A 17,282-nucleotide genomic window follows, 5' to 3' on the forward strand; every position below is an offset into this window, starting at 1 on the left:
AAAGGCCCGGCAATCTGAAATCAACCGGCGCAAGGTGAAGTAATCCGGCTTCCCCGTGTAGTCCTCCGGATGCGATAGCGGGCGCAGCTCCATGGCTTTCCCCTCGGGTGGATTAAGATAATTTTCTGATTCAAAATCCGCTGGTTAGTGAGAATTTCATGGGTGTATGCATGCATTTACTTCTCTTGCGCGTAAGCGAGAATGGCGGGCTCGACTATCTCAGCTATTGGCCCCCCTTCCGCTTCGGCCAGCGTCTCAATCGTGTCGCATGTGTTGGGCTTCATTCGGACAGATATCTGGTCTGAGCGACGTTCCGGCTTTGGTTTGCGCTTCTGAGTTGACGCCCCGCGCTGCGGTATTCCTGTATCGGCTGGCTTGGCTTCGGTGTCTAACAGGCCGTCGAGGGCGACAGTCTTTTTCTTAACCATTCAGTATCCCCCTTACTTAGTGCCAGATTTCGTTGATTTCGGACGCGGCCTTGTCGTCGCTCGCCTCGGTAACGCCCTGTCCCGTTGCGCTTGTCTCTGCATAGACAACCCGCTGGACAATACTCGCGGGTGCCACCCAGCCTGCAATGCCCTCACGCCAGCGCGACTTTGTGGAAGCGCAAGGGCGCGAAATCACGTCCGCAAGGTTGCGACGAATCGGAACCTAGTTCCTACGGGTTTCGAACACAAATGGGGGGAACAAATGGGGGATCGACAACAAAAATCCTACGATTTGCTTTTATATTTCAGTTAGATAGGATTTTTTAGTGGCGACCCCTACAGGACTCGAACCTGTAACCCCGGACTTAGAAGGACCGTGCTCTATCCAGTTGAGCTAAGGGGCCGCGAAAAGGCGGTTTGCAGGGCAAACCGCTTCATTCTCATACAAACAAAGCGCACTGGTATCAAAGGCCAAATGCCCCCCAACGCCCTGGGGAAACCGACCACCGCCTGACCGGCCGCGCCGCTCGGCCTTCGTGGTCGTCCGAGCGGGGTACAGAATACATTCATTGAATGTGAATTAATTACTGACTTTTGTCAGGGCGATTCTCAAAGCGCCCAAATATCGTGCAGGCTGACCGGATTCTGGTCCGGCAATCTACGGCTCAGCCAAATTTGGAGAGGTTCGGACATGACATGGGTGACGCAGGCCCGCGAGGGCATTGGCTGGAAATCGAGACGTCAACGGTGGACGGTCAGGTCGATGGCTGTCGCCCTGGGGTTGATTGCGGGGATGATGGCGACCAACGTCACCGCGCAGGATCAGTCGGCGGTGGCAGAAGCCGCGATCGCATCCGTTGGCGCGGAGTCCGGCGCGATGGAGGCCCCGGCGCCCGTGCCGACCAAGACCTTCGCGACATTGTCGGCCGAGAGCCGGACCTGCGCGACCTGCCATGCCAAGGAAAACCCCGGCCTCTACCAGCAATGGGGCAATTCAAAGCATTTCGGCGCCAATGTCGGCTGTTATGAGTGCCACAAGGCCGACGAGGGCGATGCGGACGCGATCCGTCACAAGGATCACCTGATCTCCGTCATCGTCTCGCCGAAGGATTGCGCCCAGTGCCACGCCACCGAGGTCGCGGAGTTTGACGCCTCGCACCACGCCACCGGCGGGTTGATCATCGGCTCTCTCGACAATTTCCTTGCCGAAGTGGTCGAGGGCACGACCCATGGTCCCATGGCGCTGAACGGGGAATCCCCCGCGGCGGTCCAGGGCTGCTGGGCCTGTCACGGTTCGCCCGTTGCTGTCCTGCCAGATGGCAAGCTGGATTCGGCAACCTGGCCCAACACGGGAATTGGCCGCCTGAACCCGGATGGCTCGAAAGGTGCCTGCACGGCCTGTCACCAGCGTCACGAGTTCTCGCTCGTCCAGGCACGGCGCCCGGAAGCCTGTGGCAAGTGCCATCTCGGCCCCGACCACCCGCAGAAGGAGATCTACGAGGAATCCAAGCACGGCATCGCCTTCTATTCGACTCCGGTCGAGAAGATGAACATGGACAGCCCGAAATGGATCCCGGGTCAGGACTACACGGCCGCACCCACTTGCGCGACCTGCCACATGTCCGCCACCGCCGACCTGCCGATCACGCATGATATCGGCTCGCGGATCTCGTGGAACCTGCGTCCGCCGATCTCGGCCAAGACCGACGAGATCGAGAAGGCAAAGGGCAAGGAGAACCCGAAACCCTGGCTCGAACGCCGCGCCGACATGAAGAATGTCTGCCGGTCCTGCCACCAGAGCAATTGGATCGAGAACTGGTATGACCAGTATGACTCGGTTGTCCATCTCTATAACGGCAAGTTCGGCAAGCCGGGCAAGGAGATCATGGACGCTCTCGCCGAGACGGGCATCAAGACCAAGACCGCCTTCGACGAGGAGATCGAGTGGACCTGGTTCTATCTCTGGCACCATGAGGGCCGTCGCGTCCGCCACGGCGCCGCGATGATGGCACCGGATTATGTCCAGTGGCACGGCTTCTACGAGATCGCGGAGCGCTTCTATATCGAGCTGATCCCGCAAGCCCGCGAGATGACCGAACATGCCCGCGAAGAGGGCAATGTCGAGGGCGCGGACAAGGTCGAGGCGGTGATCGCCGAGATCCTCGATCGGCCCGAGCACCAGTGGTTCCAGGGCAAGACGCCTCCGGGCAAGGAAGCGCTGGATGCCAAGCGCAAGTCCTTCATGGAGGATTTCAACGCCAAGGACCCGTATGGGGACGGCGGCGGCGCCCACTGACGCCACCTGATCTTCCGGGAGGCGGCCCTCGCGCCGCCTCCCGTCTTGTCAGGCGCATCTCGTGAGCGCCTGAGATTCCCCGGAAAGACGGCCCTCAGCGCCGTTCGTGGAGAGAGGCTTACCCCATGATCGGCCGCCGCATTTCCCTCGCCCTGCTTCTCGTTGTCGGCACATGCGCCAGCGCCTTCGCCCAGAGCGACACCGCCCCGACGATGCTGGACCCGATCGAGGTGACGCAGGACACGCCAAATGAAACCTGCTGGGATTGCCACGGCGTCGAGGGTTTTGCCACGCCGGATGGCGCAACCGCCCATTCCATGCGCGCGTTGTCGCTCCAGCCGCAGGGTTTCGAGTTGAGCTCGCATGGCCGCCAGCAATGCGTGGCCTGCCATACCGACATCGCGCAGGTGCCGCACAAGCCTGATCTGGAGCGCAAGGTCGATTGCGTCCAGTGCCACGAGGAAACAGCCGCCGGCACACGTCCGATGTCCCTGCCTGAGGGCGAGACTGCGGATATGGAGCTGGTGGTCGAGCAGATCCGCCACTATCTCGAGTCAAAGCACGCCGAACCGAGCAAGGATGACCCGTCCCGGCCGAATGCGACCTGCATCGACTGCCATAACGCACATTACACCTATCCGGTTGGGGACAAGGCCGGCCAGACCTTCCGCCTGAACACGCCGCAGACCTGTGGCAATTGCCATGACAAGCAACTCGGCGAATATCACGACTCCGTTCATGGCGTCGCTGTCAGCCGTTTCGAGAGCACCGAAGCCGCTGTCTGTTCCGACTGCCACACCGCCCATGCCATCACCAGCACTGAAGCCGACCCGATGAAGGTGCTGATCACCGAGAATTGCGGCTCCTGCCACGAGGAGAGCTACAGGACCTACACCAAAACCTATCACGGCCAGGTCTCGCAACTTGGCTATGCCCACACGGCCAAGTGCTTCGACTGTCACGCGCCGCACAGCACCCGCGCGCTGGACGACCCGCGTTCGATGTCGCATGACGACAACCGGCTGAAGACCTGCCAGGCCTGCCACAAGAACGCGCCGGAAGGCTTCGAGCTGTTCCACCCGCATGGCAACGCCAATGATTTCGAGAACTACCCCTACATGTTCATCGTCTCGAAATTCATGATCGCCCTGCTGGCCGGCGTCTTTGCCTTCTTCTGGTCTCACTCGTTGCTCTGGTTCTACCGCGAATGGGTCGAGATGCGCGCCGCCCGCAAGGCCGGGACCGCCGCCACGCCGCATGTCCGCGTCGATACCGATGGCGCGCCCGCTTTCGTGCAGGCCGCCGCCGCCGAGGGCCGCACCCATGTGCGCCGTTTCTCGCCGCTCTGGCGCACCGCGCACCTGCTCTTCGCCGTCGCGATCATGATCCTGGTGCTGACGGGCACGGCCGTGCTCTACGCGGACAGCTTCTGGGCCCCGCATGTGATCCGCGCGCTTGGCGGGCCGCAGACCGCCGCGATCATCCACCGCGTCGCCGCCGTGACCTTCGCCGTGGTCTTCTTCGGCCATATCTTCGTGACGATCTGGACGCTGATCAAGAACCGCAAGACCTTCCGCTGGTTCGGCCCGACCTCGCTCCTGCCCAACTGGCAGGATCTCAAGGACGCCTACATGATGTTCCGCTGGTTCTTCGGCTTCGGGCCCAAGCCGGCCTTCGACCACTGGACCTATTACGAGAAGTTCGACTACTGGGCGCCCTTCTGGGGGATGGTCATCATCGGCCTGTCGGGCGCGATGCTCTGGTTCCCGGAACAGGTCGCCCACTACCTGCCGGGCTGGGTCTTCAACATCGCCACCATCGTGCATGGTGAGGAGGCCTTCCTCGCGGCCGTCTTCCTCTTCACGGTCCACTATTTCAACTGCCATTTCCGCCCGGAAAAGGCGCCGCAGGATATCTCGATCTTCACCGGCACCGTGCCACTGGACGAGTTCAAGCATGAGCGGGCCGCCGAGTACGAGCGCCTCGTCGAAAGCGGCGAGCTGGACGACGTGCTGGTCGCGCCGCCCTCCGCGCGGATGACGCTCGGCTCGCAGATCCTCGGTGCGGTGCTGATCGTGATCGGCCTCGTGCTGCTGTTCTTCGTGCTGTCCGGCTTCTGGACACATCTCGTGGCGCACTAGGACAAGGCGTCCCTTCTCACAGCCGAGACCGCAGGCCGGAAACATGTCATCCGGCCGCTATTTGTTGCCGATGGCAGCGCCCCGGGCGCCAACGCCACTTGCCCGCAACGGGCTTAGCTGGCATTGGGGGCGGATCAAATGGATTCCAAACAACAATCACCGGGATGTCGAAGGCCACAGTTGCCGTCCTTCCCGGTTGTCCCGGCCGTTCCTGTGCCTGTCCAACACCCTCTTCCCAGCCCGTGGCGCAGGACCACATCGGGCCGCGGGCCCCAGACGAAAGACATGTCGTGAAACAAGCCCTCGCGGACGCGCTCCAGGAGCGCGGCTATACCAAGCTCACCCCTGTCCAGGAAGCCGTGAGCAAGCCCGAGCTTGAAGGCGCGGACCTGCTGGTCTCGGCCCAGACCGGCTCCGGCAAGACGCTCGGCTTCGGCCTCGCCATTGCACCCGTCTTGCTGCGCTCCGAAGAACGCTTCGGTCCTGCCGGCAAGCCGCTGGCGCTGGTCATCGCGCCGACGCGGGAACTGGCGCTACAAGTGCGACGCGAGCTGACCTGGGTCTACGGACCCGCCGGCGCACGAACCGCCTCCTGTGTCGGCGGCATGGACATGCGCGACGAGCGCCGGGCGCTGGACCGTGGGGCCCATATAGTCGTGGCAACACCGGGCCGGCTGCGCGACCACATCATGCGCGGCTCCATCGATCTCAGCGAGATCCGCTCCGTGGTGCTGGACGAGGCCGACGAAATGCTCGATCTCGGCTTCCGGGAGGATCTCGAATTCATCCTCGACGAGGCCCCCGACACCCGCCAGACGCTGATGTTCTCGGCCACGGTCCCGGCGCAGATCGAAGCCCTCGCGCGAAGCTACCAGAAGAACGCGCAGCGGATCGTCGTCCGCACCGAAGCCTCCCAGCATGCCGATATCGACTATCGCGCCATGCTCGTGGCCGATCGCGACGCCGAAGCCGCCGTCATCAACACACTGCGCTTTCACGAGGCGCCCAACGCCATCGTCTTCTGCAACACCCGCGAGATGGTGAACCGCCTCACCACGCGCCTGTCCAATCGTGGCTTCCAGGTCGTCGCGCTCTCGGGAGAGTTGAGCCAGACCGAGCGCACGCACGCGTTGCAGGCGATGCGGGACGGGCGGGCACGGGTCTGCGTGGCCACCGACGTCGCTGCGCGCGGGATCGACCTGCCCAATCTCGACCTCGTCGTGCATGCCCAGCTCCCCAACAGCCACGAGTCGGTGCTGCACCGCTCCGGCCGCACCGGTCGCGCCGGTCGCAAGGGTGTCAGCGCGCTGGTCGTGCAGCCGAAATTCCGCAAGAAGGCGGAGCGGCTTCTGGGCGCGGCAAAAATCAAGGCCGATTGGGGCAGCGCCCCCTCTGCCGAAGCGGTGAAGGCCCGCGACGAGGAACGGCTGCTGGCCGACCCGATGTGGCAGGCCGAAATCGGCGAAGCGCAGCAGGAATCCATCGGCAGGCTTGTCGCACGTTTCTCGCCCGAACAGCTCGCCCATGCCTTCCTCGATCTCTACAGCCGCCTGCATTCCTCGCCCGAAGAGCTGTCCGAGATGGACGCCGCCCCCCGGCCGCGTCGCGAGTTCGGCCCGAGCACCTGGTTCACCCTCTCGCTGGGCCGCAGCACCGGCGCCGACCCGCGCCGCATCCTGCCCATGCTCTGCAAGGCCGGTGGGGTCACCAAGGGCGAGATCGGTGCGATCCGGATTCAACCCGACGAGACCTTCGTCGAGATCGCCGAAGCCAGTGTCGAGGCATTCGTCAAGGCGATCGGCCCTGACAGGGTCGTGGAAGCCGGAGTCACCGCCACGCGGCTCGACGCCCCGCCCGCCTTGCAGGACAAACCGCGCCCCGGCCCTGTGAAGAAGCGCTTCGACCGCAAGCCCGCAGACCGCAAACCGCGCCCGTCCGGACCGCCGCGCACGGATCGCCACACAGCCCCGGCCCCAACGCCTGTTTCCGAGGACAGCAAGTCGGACAAGCCGCGCAAGCCCCGGCATAAATCCGCGAAGCCAAACCGTGAAGACGGCCAACAGGAGACCCCCGCCTACAAGAAGAAGGACGGGTTCAAGAAAGAGGGTTTCAAGAAGGAAGGCTTCAAGAAACCCGGGCACAAAAAGGGCCCACCGCCGCCTGCTGGCAAATCGTCCAGCAAGAAGAACAAGGCGCGGGCACAGGCGAAGGTCTCTGGCGGACGCGGCGGTGATTCCGTGCCACGCCGGAAGGGGTAGACCCCAGCGCGACCAGAGATGGCTTGTACTATTTGTCTCCAGAGAACGTTCGGTGGTGCCGGCCGAGAGGCAGGCGTGCCGCCGAGCAAGCTCGAGCGGCGGTGGCGCCGCTTCGCGGCGCGGCGGTGTGAACGAACAGGTACGGCATTGCGTCGCCGCGACGGGCGGCTCTCTCGGCCGAACCGGCGATCTATTGAGATGCGCTCCGCATCATTTGCGTCACGACCGCTTCAGACTGCTGCTTCACTGTCCTGCGTCAGCCGTTCGATGAACGCGTTGGAGATGTGCGCCTTGAGCGCATCATAAGCCGACTGCTCGTCGCGCGCGCGGATCGCCGCGACGATAGTCTCGTGCTCGCCCATCGCCGTCTCGCCCCGACCTTCCGCGGCCAGAGAGGTCGTCGCCATCAGCGCCATGGAGCGATAGACGAGGTCGAGTTGCTGGACCAGATAGCGGTTATGCGAGGCAAGGTGGATCTGCCGGTGGAAGCGCCGATTTGCGCGGGCCAGCGCGGAGGGGTCGTCGATCAGCTTGAGATCGGCGGCGATCATCTGGTCGAGGACCCGCATTTCCTCCTCGGTCGCGTGCCTCGCCGCAAGCCGCGCGGCCAGAGCCTCCAGCTCGGAACGCACAACATAAAGCTCGGCGAGCTGGTTATGGTCCAGCGAGGCGACGATCAGGCTGCGCCCGTCGCGGGCCAGCAACGATTGTGTCTCCAGCCGCTGCAGCGCCTCCCGGATCGGCGTGCGCGAGACACCGAAGCGCTCGGCCAGCTCCGACTCTACCAACCGGTCGCCGGGCTTGTAGACACCAACGTCAATGGCCTCCAGGATGAGATCATAGGCGTCCTTCTGGGCGTGTTTTTCGGTCGGCATCGGGTTTCCTCGGGTCGCGGGCCTTCAGGCTATCTCAAATGAACGGAACTTCAACAGCACGAATCCGTTCCGGCCCATTGTGACCCCGCTTGCGCCCAAAGGGACACGCAAATAGGGTCCGCCCATGATTTCTGACAGTTTTTCGCATGTGAACACCTGGGTGTTCGATCTCGACAACACGCTCTATCCGCCCCAGGCCCGGCTGTTTGACCAGATCGAGGTCAAGATGGCCGCCTGGGTGATGGAGACGCTGGGTGTCGACCGGGCAGAGGCGGACCGGCTGCGCAAGCTCTATTGGGCGCAATATGGCACGACGCTTGCCGGGCTGATGCGCGAACATGGGGTCGATCCGGGCCCGTATCTGCACCATGTCCACGAGATCGACCTCAGCCATCTCGAGCCGGACCCCGCCCTCGCAGCCGGTATCGAAGCTCTGCCCGGCCGCCGCATCGTTTATACCAATGGCTCGCGCCCATATGCCGAACGGGTTGTCGCGGCGCGCGGGCTAGCCGGGGTGTTCGACGCGATTTACGGGGTGGAACATGCCGGGTTCCAACCCAAGCCGGAACGCGCCGCTTTCGAGGCGATCTTCGCCACGGACGGGCTTGACCCGCGCGCGGCCGCCATGTTCGAAGACGACCCGCGCAACCTTGCCGCACCACACGAAATGGGAATGCGCACGATCCATGTCGCACCGGACCCAACCCCCGCGCCGCATATCCATCACCACACGGCGGATCTTGCGGATTTTCTCGGCGCGCTCAGCGTCGCCAGAAATTGACCGTGAAGAGCGCGTAGACAACGATCAGCTCCAGCCGGCCGATCAACATCGCCGCCGAAAGGATCCACTTGGCCGATGTGTTGAGCGGAGCGAAATTGCCGGCCGGGCCGACGATATCGCCCAGTCCGGGGCCGATATTGGCCAGCGCCGCGCTGGCACCGGAGACGGAGGTTACGAAGTCCAGCCCGGTCATGGCTAGGGCGACGGAAACGGCCCCGAGCGTCACGGTAAACATGACGAAGAAAGACATGACCGAGTTCAGAACGTCATCCCCCACGGCCCGGCCGGCATAGCGCAACGGGAACATGCCGCGCGGAGAGTGCAGCGTCTTGACCTGGGTCAGGACGGCGCCAAAGAGAAGCTGGTACCGGAAGACCTTCACCGAACAGGCCGTCGAGCCAGCGCAGCCGCCGATCAACCCGACAAAGAAGAAGACCGTGACCGGGAAGGCCCCCCAACGCATGTAATCCTCGCTGGCATAGCCGGTGCCGGTGACGATCGAAGTGACGTTGAAGAGGCTCTTGCGCAGCGCCGGCTCGAAATCCCGCGAACTCTGGACGACTTGCCAGGTCACCATGACCAGGGCCACGACCGCCACCGTCATCAGGAAACCACGCACCTGCCGGTCCTGAAGCGGGGCGTCCCAGCCGCCGGCGAGCATCTGCACATAGCGCACGAAGGGCAGAGCCGCGAGGATCATGAAGACCACCGAGGCATATTCCACCCCTGGGCTGAAGCCACCGAAAGAGGCGTCGTAATTTGCAAAGCCGCCGGTCGCGATCGTGGTCATCGCGTGAACGACCGCATCAAGCGGCCCCATGCCGAGGACGGAATAAACCGACGCGCAGACCGCCGTGAGCAGGAAATAGATCACCGAGATCTGGCGGGCGATCTCACCGGCGCGCGGCAGGATCTTGCCAAACGTGTCGAAGCCTTCAGAGCGGAAGATCTGCATGCCACCGACCCGCAGCTCAGGCAGGAAGACCATGGCGACAACGATGATCCCGATCCCGCCGATCCATTGCATCAGCCCGCGCCAGAGCAGCAGCCCCTCGGGCAGGTGATCGAGCCCGGAGAAGACGGTCGAGCCGGTGGTTGTGAGGCCTGACATGGCTTCGAAGAAGGCGTCCGTATAGCTGGCCTCGGTCTCGCCGATCACGAAGGGGATGGCGCCGAAGAAGGGCAGCGCGACCCAGACGCCCGTGGTCAGAAGGAAGGTCTGACGGATGCTGAGCCCCTCGCCCACGGCATTGGCACAGGCCAGCGCAACCAGGCCGCCGGTCAGCATCGTGACGACGGAGGAGAGGAGGAACACCATCCAGTGCTCGTTGCCGGCCAGCAGATCGGTCAGCATCGGCAACAGCATCACCGCACCGAGCGAGGCCACCAGGAGGCCGATGACATATCCCACGGGGCGGAAGTCGAACATGGCGCAGGGTTGGCCGCAGGGTCGCGAAGTGTCAAGCCGTCGTCGCGCTCCGGACGAGACGATGTTGGGGATGCGCACCAGGCTTCGCGCATGTCGGCCGCATGAGTTTCGAGCACGCGCCGGTCCGGGGAACGGCATGGCGACGGCAGGACTGCGCGGCCTGTGGCGCCGGTCCCGGGACGGTCCGAATGCTTGGGGCAAGAGGAGGCCCGCTCACAGATGTATCCCACCGGACGTCCCTATCCGCCCCTGCGCGGCATCGGCCAGCCTGGCATCGCGACAAAGCCCCACAGGCCGGTGCGACCGCTTGTGCCTTCCCGCGAACGTGTAGAAAGCTGACGCCATGTCCAGCCCCTCTCCGCAAAACCCCGGCCTCGCCAACTGGCTCATGATCTGCGCGCTTGGCGTGATCTGGGGCGCGGCCTTCATGTCCATGGCCGTCGCGCTGGAGGGGTTCGGATATTGGACCGTCGCCGCGCTGCGTGTCGGCATCGGCGCCGTGGCGCTCATCGTGATCGGGACTGCCATGGGGCAAGGCCCGGCACAGATCACCCAACAGGCCGGCCGGCGAGGCTGGCTCTTTGCGGTGCTGATCGGCCTCGAATCCTATGCCCTGCCCTTCGCCCTGCTGACCTGGGGCCTGCAACATGTCCCGAGCGCCTTTGCCGGCGTGACGATGGGAATGCTGCCATTGCTTGTGCTGCCGCTGGTGGCGATCTTCTCACCGGAGGAAGGGATCGGCCCGCGCCGGATCGCCGGTGTCGTGCTCGGCTTTATCGGCCTTCTGGTCCTCTTCGGCCCGGAGGCGCTCGAAAGCGACGGAACACGGCTCGGCCTGCTCGGACGATTGGCCTGTTTCGGTGCGGCTTGCTGCTACGCGGTCGGGTCGGTTGCGACGCGGCGCGCGCCGCCCATGCCACCGCTGGCCTTCGCCGCGGCCACGCTGACTGCGGCAACGTGCATCCTGCTGCCGATCGCGCTCTGGATCGACGGCATTCCCGAAAGCTGGCCGCTGCGGCCCACGCTTGCACTTCTTTATGCGGCGCTCTTCCCGACCGCGCTCGCCGCTGCTGGCCGGGTCCGTGTGATCACGACCGCCGGCACGCTCTTCATGACGCTGACAAATTACATGGTCCCGATCTGGGCCGTGATCTTCGGGATCGTATTGCTTGGCGAAGAGCTCCCGGCACAGCTCTTCATTGCGCTTGCCCTGATCCTGTCGGGCATCGCGGTCAGCCAGAGCCGCGCCATCCAGCAGGCGCTGTCACGGCGCGGCCCTTGACGTCACAGGGTCAGGTCGCGGATTCCACTGCCTCGCAGACAGAGTCCACGGCGCGTTCCATGATCGCGGCGTCTTCGCTCTCGGCCATGACGCGGATCAGCGGCTCCGTCCCAGACTTGCGGATCAGCAACCGGCCATTGCCATCCAGCTTTGCCTCGGCATCCCGGATCGCCGCCTTCACCCCATCGGTGTCGAGCGGCGTCGTACCTTTCTCGAAGCGCACGTTCTTCAGCAGTTGCGGCACGGTGTCGAAGCTCCGGGACAAGGTCGAGGCGCGTTGGCCGGTCTCGGCCATGGCGGCAAGGAATTGCAGCCCCGCAATCAGCCCGTCGCCGGTCGTCGCGTAGTCGGTCATGACGATGTGTCCCGACTGCTCGCCGCCGAGATTCCAGTTGCCCTGGCGCATCCGCTCGACGACATAGCGGTCGCCGACAGCCGTGCGCTCCAACCGCAGGCCACGGCCCTCAAGGAAGCGTTCCAGCCCGAGATTGGACATCACCGTCGCGACAAGCGCATCGTTCTTCAGCCGTCCGATCCGGGCCCAGCGATCCGCCAAAAGCGCCATGATCTGGTCGCCATCCGCCACCTGCCCCTTCTCGTCGATGATCATCACACGGTCCGCATCGCCATCGAGACAAATCCCGACATCGGCCCCCTCGGAGAGTACCTTCGCCGCCGCCGTCTGCACATGGGTCGAGCCGACCTGGTCATTGATGTTGAACCCGTTCGGCTCGACGCCGATTTGCACGGTATCCGCTCCCAGCTCCCAAAGGACCTCCGGCGCCGTGGCATAGGAGGCGCCATTGGCGCAGTCGATCACGACCTTGAGCCCGTTCAGCGTCAGCCCGTGCGGGAAGCTCTGCTTGGCGCGCTCCACGTAGCGGAAACGGCCGTCGTCGATCCGCCGCGCGCGGCCGATATGTTCGGCCTTGGCCGGACGGACGCCCAGCTCCACGAGTTGCTCGATCTCGGCCTCGGCCTCATCGGAAAGCTTGAACCCGTCTGCGCCGAAGAACTTGATCCCGTTATCCTGCGAGGGGTTGTGACTGGCCGAGATCATGATGCCGAAATCGGCCCGCATGGAGGTGGTCAGAAAGCCCACGGCAGGCGTCGGCACCGGGCCGAGCAGCAGCACGTTCATCCCTGTCGAAGTCAGCCCTGCGGTCAATGCGCTCTCGAACATGTAGCCCGACAGCCGCGTGTCCTTGCCGATCACGACGCGATGCGCGGCCGACTGGTCCTTGCGGAAATAGCGACCGGCAGCCGCGCCCAGCTTCAGCGCCATCTCGGCGGTCATCGGATGGGTATTGGCGCGCCCGCGCACACCGTCGGTTCCAAACAAATCCCTGGTCATGGGTCAATCCTCCTCGGGGCCTGCCCCGGAACTCGCGGCGAGAAACAGGCGCAGCGCCTGCGCCGTCTCGGCCACATCGTGAACACGTAGAAACTGAATTCCCTGCGCCACCGCCGCAAGGGCGACGGCAACAGATCCCGGCGCCCGGTCTTGCGCCTCGGGCGCACGGCCGATCGTTCCGATCATGCGTTTGCGCGAGACACCCAGCAGGACCGGGCAGCCAAGCGAATGAAAAAGCGAGATCCGCGACAGCAGCGCGAGGTTATGCGCCAGCGTCTTGCCGAAGCCGATCCCCGGATCGACGACGATCCGCTCCCGCGCTATTCCGGCCGAAACAGCCCTGTCGACCCGCTCGGACAGGAAATCAAAGACATCAAGCAGCACGTCATCGTAGCGCGGATCGTCCTGCATCGTGGCCGGCGTCTCGATGGAATGCATCACGCAGAGCGGCACCGCGCGCTCCGCGACAAGCGGTGCCAGCGCGGCGTCAAAGCCGAGCCCTGCCACATCATTCACGAGATCCGCCCCCGCCTCCAGCGCGGTCTCTGCCACCCGCGCCTTGCGCGTGTCGATCGAGACCGGGGTATCGATCCCCGTCGCGCGCATCGCGGCAATCACCGGGGCGGTGCGCGCGATCTCCTCCTCGACCTGAACTTCCTGTGCGCCCGGACGGGTAGACTCGCCGCCAATATCGATCATGTCGGCATCGCTGGACATGGCGCGCGCATGGGCGAGCGCGGCGGCCGGCGCGTCATGCATGCCGCCATCAGAAAAGCTGTCCGGTGTGACGTTGAGAATGCCCATGATCCGAGGACGGTTCATGGCAAGCCCTGCGATGGCCGGGCGCGGTGCTACCAGCCGTCTCAGGATCGGCGCGGGCACGTCGCCTGCCGACACGATCTCCGGTGCCGCGTCGCGTCGCAAGAGCTCCACCCGGTCAAACCAGGCCCAACCGCCGGCAAGCCGCTGCGCCTGTGCCGGGCGCGCCGGATCAAGCGACGGAATTGGGCGGAAATACTCGGTCATGAAGGTCTCTGTGCTCCCGGCCCGGTTCTGCTACAGTTCCAGCCTGTCGGCCAGCGCCAGGGTGTCGCCGCCAGGCAACTCGGTGCCCAGTCCGAGCAACCGTACCGCCTCCAGGCGTTCCGCGAACCAGATAGCGAGCCCCGCCGCATCGCGCGGCGCCACATCCGGTCCGTCCACCGCATCCAGCACGATCTTCGATGGTGCCCAGACGACGATGCGCCCGGCATGGATCGCATGGGTGATCTCGGTGCGGCTGTCGACCACGATGCAACGGCGATCCCGGGCCGCCAGCAGCCAGGCATTCTGTTCCAGCGCCAGCAGGTCGATGCGCCGTTGCGGCATCGCCGCGCCAGCTTGCGGCAGCGGCGTATCGGGCAGGCCGACCGTCAACACCACAGGCAGGTTCAGCGCCTCCAGCGCGTCAAGCCAGCGTGGCAGCCGCACATCCGTGATCGCCTCATTGGACAGGAAGACCACCAGCGGTTGCGCGAACCCGCGCTCCGAGACCTCGACCAGCCCGGCCTGCGCACGCGACCGCTCGATCTCGACGCCAAGCGCGAAGGGGCCACGATCCAGCTTTTCGATCTTCACAAAGACCCGCCTTGCCCGCGGCTCGGCCAGCAACCGCTCGGCGATCCGCTCGGCCAGCGTCTCCAGCAGGCTCAGCCGCTCTTCGGAGAGCGAAAGCTCGACCGCCTCGGTGATGGTGTCGTAACTCAGAATGCGGTCAACGTCGTCCTCGACCGGCGCCCCGGCCCGCCCGACCTCGACCACGATATTGAAGCGCAACCGCTGCTCGACCCCACGCTCTTCCTGGAAGGCGCCGATCTCGACTTCGCGGATATAGTCGCGCAGGCTTATCCGGTCGCGGGGCGCATCCTCCGGCGCGGTGGCGGCCGCGCGCTGTTCAGGATGAACGAAGGCAAGGGAGAGATCTCTGGTCATGGGCGCTTTCTGCCATGATTGCGAAGGAATGCCACGCCCGAAACGACGGATACTCACTGTCGCGCGACCGGGATCGCATCAAAATCCGGCCCAAAAGCGCCAAACCGGCGGGTTCTGGCCTGTTTGTGCGGTGAGGACAGCATACCATGACTGAAAGGAACCGATACAGGCCCCGCAGGCCGGCGCGGGCACCGCGACCGTCGCGCATGCCGCAAGGAGCGGCTTGATCCGCGGTCCGGCAACCTCCACCGCATGAACGCAAAAGCCCCGGCCAGACTGGCCGGGGCTCCTATCATTTCCAAGATCACTGAAATCAGTTGCGCGACTTGTCGACCATCTTGCCGGCCGAGATCCACGGCATCATGCCGCGCAACTTCTCGCCGGTGGCTTCGATCTGGTGCTCGTCGTTGATGCGCCGGGTCGCCTTGAAGGAAGGCTGGCCCACAGCGTTCTCAAGCATGAAGTCCCGCACGAACTTGCCGGTCTGGATGTCGGTCAGAACCGCCTTCATCCGCGCCTTGGTCTCGTCGTAGGGCAGGATGCGCGGGCCGGAGACATACTCGCCGTATTCGGCCGTGTTGGAGATCGAGTAGTTCATGTTGGCGATGCCGCCTTCGTAGATCAGGTCCACGATCAGCTTCACCTCGTGCAGGCATTCGAAATAGGCCATTTCCGGCGCGTAGCCCGCCTCGACCAGGGTTTCGAAGCCCATCCGGATCAGTTCGACGAGACCGCCGCAGAGCACGGCCTGTTCGCCGAAGAGGTCGGTCTCACATTCCTCGCGGAAGTTGGTCTCGATGATCCCCGAGCGGCCGCCACCGATAGCGGAGCAATAGGACAGGCCGATTTCCAGCGCCTTGCCGGAGGCGTCATTGTCCACGGCCACAAGGCAAGGCACGCCGCCACCCTTGGTGTATTCGCCGCGCACGGTGTGGCCCGGCCCCTTCGGCGCCATCATGATCACGTCGAGACCTTTGGACGCCTCGATCAGGCCGAAATGCACGTTGAGGCCGTGGGCGAAGGCAATGGCAGCGCCTTCGCGGATGTTGTCCTTGACGTATTTGTTGAACGTCTCGGCCTGCAGCTCGTCGGGCATGGTGAACATCATCAGGTCACACCAGGCAGCGGCTTCGGCAATGCCCATCACCTTGAGGCCTTCGCCTTCGGCCTTTGCGGCGGACGCGGAGCCTTCGCGCAGGGCAACGACGACATTCTTGGCGCCACTGTCGCGCAGATTCAGCGCATGGGCGTGGCCTTGCGAACCGTAGCCCAGGATGGCGACCTTCATGTCCTTGATCAGGTTGATGTCGCAATCGCGGTCATAATACACGCGCATGTTGTTATCCTTCGATTGAGCGGTGTTGATGAAGCGCATCATAAGGTTTCTCGATGCATAGACGTTTCAAAATCACCCCCTTGGCAGAGAATAGCGACGATTCTATAATCAGTTTTCCTAAAAAGTGTTTTTTCTATGCTTGACGACCTGGACCGCCGCCTTCTACGCCACCTTCAGCCTGATCCGGGAATCGCGACCACTGACCTGGCCGAAGCCGCCGGGACGACCCCGGCTGTTTGCTCCCGCCGCCTTGCGCGCATGCGCGACCGCGGGATTCTGAAAGGGCAGGAAGCCATCATCGACTGGCACGCGCTTGGCTACGAAGTCCATGTCTCGCTGCGCTTCACCCTCGACAAGACCCAGACCAACGCCTTCGACATCTTCATCCGGGAGGCGCGAAAGGTTCCGGAAGTTCTTGAAATTCAGACATTCCTCGGACGCGTAGATGTCCGCCTGGTGGTCATTGCCCGTGACATGGCGCATTACCAGCACCTCTATCGCAGTCGCCTGCTGATCTTGCCGCATATCGCCGACATCGAGGCGCTGGTCCATGTGGCCTCGATCAAGTCCGGCGAGGAACTGCCGATATGATCGAGCTGGACCAGACCGACCGCGCCCTGCTGCGCGCGCTGCGCGAAGACGCAACCCTGGCCACGGGCGAACTGGGCCGACGCCTCGGCCTGTCTCAGCCCGCGGCCTGGCGGCGGCTGAAACGTCTGACCGAGTCGGGCGTGCTCGCTGGACGCCGCCTCGTGCTTGACCGCGAAGCGCTCGGCTTCGGCGTCACGGTGTTTCTCGGCATCAAGCTGGCCACCAAGGGCCGCGTCAGCCTCGACGAGTTCGAACGCGCCGCCGCTGCGATCCCCGAGGTACAGACCATCGAACACGTGCTCGGCCTCTACGATTACCGGCTGCGTGTTGTCGCCCGGGACCTGTCGGATTTCGAGCGCGTCCTGCGCCGGCGCATCATGACCCTGCCGGGGGCGGGGAATGTCGAGGCCAATGTGCTCATGAGCGAAGAGCGGCTCGCCGGTCCGCTATAATTGAAAAATCGTCTTAACTTTTCACAAGATGGCCTTAGAAGGCTTATCAAGGCTTAAGTGTACTGGATTTAGATAGATCCAGCTTGGT

14 protein-coding genes and 1 tRNA gene are annotated in these 17,282 nt (G+C 64.1%); 7 read left to right on the plus strand and 8 right to left on the minus strand.

Going from position 1 to position 17,282, the window contains the following annotated elements; genetic code table 11:
• Positions 1–176: 176 nt before the first annotated feature.
• Both R3X27_RS15910 and R3X27_RS15915 read right to left on the minus strand, forming a co-directional pair.
• Positions 177–428 (minus strand): hypothetical protein, encoded by a 252-nt coding sequence (locus R3X27_RS15910; protein ID WP_317709864.1) that lies wholly within the window; start codon positions 426–428, stop codon positions 177–179.
• 327 nt (positions 429–755) lie between these two features.
• Positions 756–832, minus strand: a tRNA-Arg gene (locus R3X27_RS15915).
• 359 nt (positions 833–1,191) lie between these two features.
• Between R3X27_RS15915 and R3X27_RS15920 the strand changes: the two genes are divergently transcribed.
• The 3 genes from R3X27_RS15920 (at position 1,192) to R3X27_RS15930 (ending at position 7,123) form a co-directional block, all read left to right on the plus strand.
• On the plus strand, positions 1,192–2,724 hold the full coding sequence (locus R3X27_RS15920; protein ID WP_317709865.1) for a multiheme c-type cytochrome: 1,533 nt from the start codon (positions 1,192–1,194) through the stop codon (positions 2,722–2,724).
• 125 nt (positions 2,725–2,849) lie between these two features.
• Positions 2,850–4,865: a hypothetical protein gene (locus R3X27_RS15925; protein ID WP_317709866.1), complete on the plus strand. Its 2,016-nt coding sequence runs from the start codon at positions 2,850–2,852 to the stop codon at positions 4,863–4,865.
• Positions 4,866–5,155: 290 nt separating this feature from the next.
• Positions 5,156–7,123 (plus strand): DEAD/DEAH box helicase, encoded by a 1,968-nt coding sequence (locus R3X27_RS15930; RefSeq protein WP_317709867.1) that lies wholly within the window; start codon positions 5,156–5,158, stop codon positions 7,121–7,123.
• A gap of 230 nt (positions 7,124–7,353) precedes the next feature.
• On the opposite strand, the gene R3X27_RS15935 is transcribed toward R3X27_RS15930, so the two are convergent.
• Complete coding sequence (locus tag R3X27_RS15935; protein WP_317709868.1) at positions 7,354–7,998, minus strand: GntR family transcriptional regulator; 645 nt, start codon at positions 7,996–7,998, stop codon at positions 7,354–7,356.
• Positions 7,999–8,122: 124 nt separating this feature from the next.
• Between R3X27_RS15935 and R3X27_RS15940 the strand changes: the two genes are divergently transcribed.
• Positions 8,123–8,779, plus strand: coding sequence for a pyrimidine 5'-nucleotidase (locus tag R3X27_RS15940; protein WP_317709869.1), 657 nt, complete (start codon positions 8,123–8,125; stop codon positions 8,777–8,779).
• Here the strand turns inward: R3X27_RS15940 and R3X27_RS15945 are convergent.
• Complete coding sequence (locus R3X27_RS15945) at positions 8,760–10,208, minus strand: TrkH family potassium uptake protein (RefSeq protein ID WP_317709870.1); 1,449 nt, start codon at positions 10,206–10,208, stop codon at positions 8,760–8,762. The genes R3X27_RS15940 and R3X27_RS15945 overlap by 20 nt on opposite strands.
• Positions 10,209–10,551: 343 nt before the next feature.
• Between R3X27_RS15945 and R3X27_RS15950 the strand changes: the two genes are divergently transcribed.
• Entirely contained in the window at positions 10,552–11,490 is a 939-nt protein-coding gene (locus R3X27_RS15950) for a DMT family transporter (protein WP_317709871.1), read from the plus strand.
• A gap of 10 nt (positions 11,491–11,500) precedes the next feature.
• Here the strand turns inward: R3X27_RS15950 and glmM are convergent, their stop codons facing one another.
• From glmM to ilvC, 4 genes are all read right to left on the minus strand, one after another.
• Complete coding sequence (gene glmM, locus R3X27_RS15955; protein ID WP_317709872.1) at positions 11,501–12,844, minus strand: phosphoglucosamine mutase; 1,344 nt, start codon at positions 12,842–12,844, stop codon at positions 11,501–11,503.
• A gap of 3 nt (positions 12,845–12,847) precedes the next feature.
• Complete coding sequence (folP, locus tag R3X27_RS15960; protein ID WP_317709873.1) at positions 12,848–13,870, minus strand: dihydropteroate synthase; 1,023 nt, start codon at positions 13,868–13,870, stop codon at positions 12,848–12,850.
• A gap of 30 nt (positions 13,871–13,900) precedes the next feature.
• Positions 13,901–14,815, minus strand: coding sequence for a dihydroneopterin aldolase (locus R3X27_RS15965; RefSeq protein WP_317709874.1), 915 nt, complete (start codon positions 14,813–14,815; stop codon positions 13,901–13,903).
• A 313-nt stretch (positions 14,816–15,128) separates the two neighbouring features.
• Positions 15,129–16,151: a ketol-acid reductoisomerase gene (gene ilvC, locus R3X27_RS15970; protein WP_317709875.1), complete on the minus strand. Its 1,023-nt coding sequence runs from the start codon at positions 16,149–16,151 to the stop codon at positions 15,129–15,131.
• A gap of 135 nt (positions 16,152–16,286) precedes the next feature.
• On the opposite strand from ilvC, the gene R3X27_RS15975 reads away from it, so the two are divergent.
• Both R3X27_RS15975 and R3X27_RS15980 read left to right on the plus strand, forming a co-directional pair.
• The gene (locus tag R3X27_RS15975; protein ID WP_317709876.1) at positions 16,287–16,742 is read left to right on the plus strand and encodes an Lrp/AsnC family transcriptional regulator; all 456 of its coding nucleotides are present in this window, start codon (positions 16,287–16,289) and stop codon (positions 16,740–16,742) included.
• Positions 16,739–17,194 carry an Lrp/AsnC family transcriptional regulator gene (locus R3X27_RS15980; protein WP_317709877.1) on the plus strand — a complete coding sequence of 152 codons (456 nt, stop codon included), beginning with the start codon at positions 16,739–16,741 and terminating at the stop codon, positions 17,192–17,194. Before R3X27_RS15975 ends, R3X27_RS15980 begins: the two co-directional genes overlap by 4 nt.
• Positions 17,195–17,282 lie beyond the last annotated feature (88 nt).

It is taken from the genome of Tropicimonas sp. TH_r6 (assembly GCF_033101155.1).
Taxonomy (GTDB): domain Bacteria; phylum Pseudomonadota; class Alphaproteobacteria; order Rhodobacterales; family Rhodobacteraceae; genus Tropicimonas.

Excerpts from the sequence above, each read along its gene's own strand:
- R3X27_RS15910 (WP_317709864.1), bottom strand. The coding sequence starts at position 428 with ATGGTTAAGAAAAAGACTGTCGCCCTCGACGGCCTGTTAGACACCGAA.
- R3X27_RS15920 (WP_317709865.1), top strand. The coding sequence starts at position 1,192 with ATGGCTGTCGCCCTGGGGTTGATTGCGGGGATGATGGCGACCAACGTC.
- R3X27_RS15925 (WP_317709866.1), top strand. The coding sequence starts at position 2,850 with ATGATCGGCCGCCGCATTTCCCTCGCCCTGCTTCTCGTTGTCGGCACA.
- R3X27_RS15935 (WP_317709868.1), bottom strand. The coding sequence starts at position 7,998 with ATGCCGACCGAAAAACACGCCCAGAAGGACGCCTATGATCTCATCCTG.
- R3X27_RS15940 (WP_317709869.1), top strand. The coding sequence starts at position 8,123 with ATGATTTCTGACAGTTTTTCGCATGTGAACACCTGGGTGTTCGATCTC.
- R3X27_RS15945 (WP_317709870.1), bottom strand. The coding sequence starts at position 10,208 with ATGTTCGACTTCCGCCCCGTGGGATATGTCATCGGCCTCCTGGTGGCC.
- R3X27_RS15950 (WP_317709871.1), top strand. The coding sequence starts at position 10,552 with ATGTCCAGCCCCTCTCCGCAAAACCCCGGCCTCGCCAACTGGCTCATG.
- glmM (WP_317709872.1), bottom strand. The coding sequence starts at position 12,844 with ATGACCAGGGATTTGTTTGGAACCGACGGTGTGCGCGGGCGCGCCAAT.
- folP (WP_317709873.1), bottom strand. The coding sequence starts at position 13,870 with ATGACCGAGTATTTCCGCCCAATTCCGTCGCTTGATCCGGCGCGCCCG.
- R3X27_RS15965 (WP_317709874.1), bottom strand. The coding sequence starts at position 14,815 with ATGACCAGAGATCTCTCCCTTGCCTTCGTTCATCCTGAACAGCGCGCG.
- ilvC (WP_317709875.1), bottom strand. The coding sequence starts at position 16,151 with ATGCGCGTGTATTATGACCGCGATTGCGACATCAACCTGATCAAGGAC.
- R3X27_RS15975 (WP_317709876.1), top strand. The coding sequence starts at position 16,287 with ATGCTTGACGACCTGGACCGCCGCCTTCTACGCCACCTTCAGCCTGAT.
- R3X27_RS15980 (WP_317709877.1), top strand. The coding sequence starts at position 16,739 with ATGATCGAGCTGGACCAGACCGACCGCGCCCTGCTGCGCGCGCTGCGC.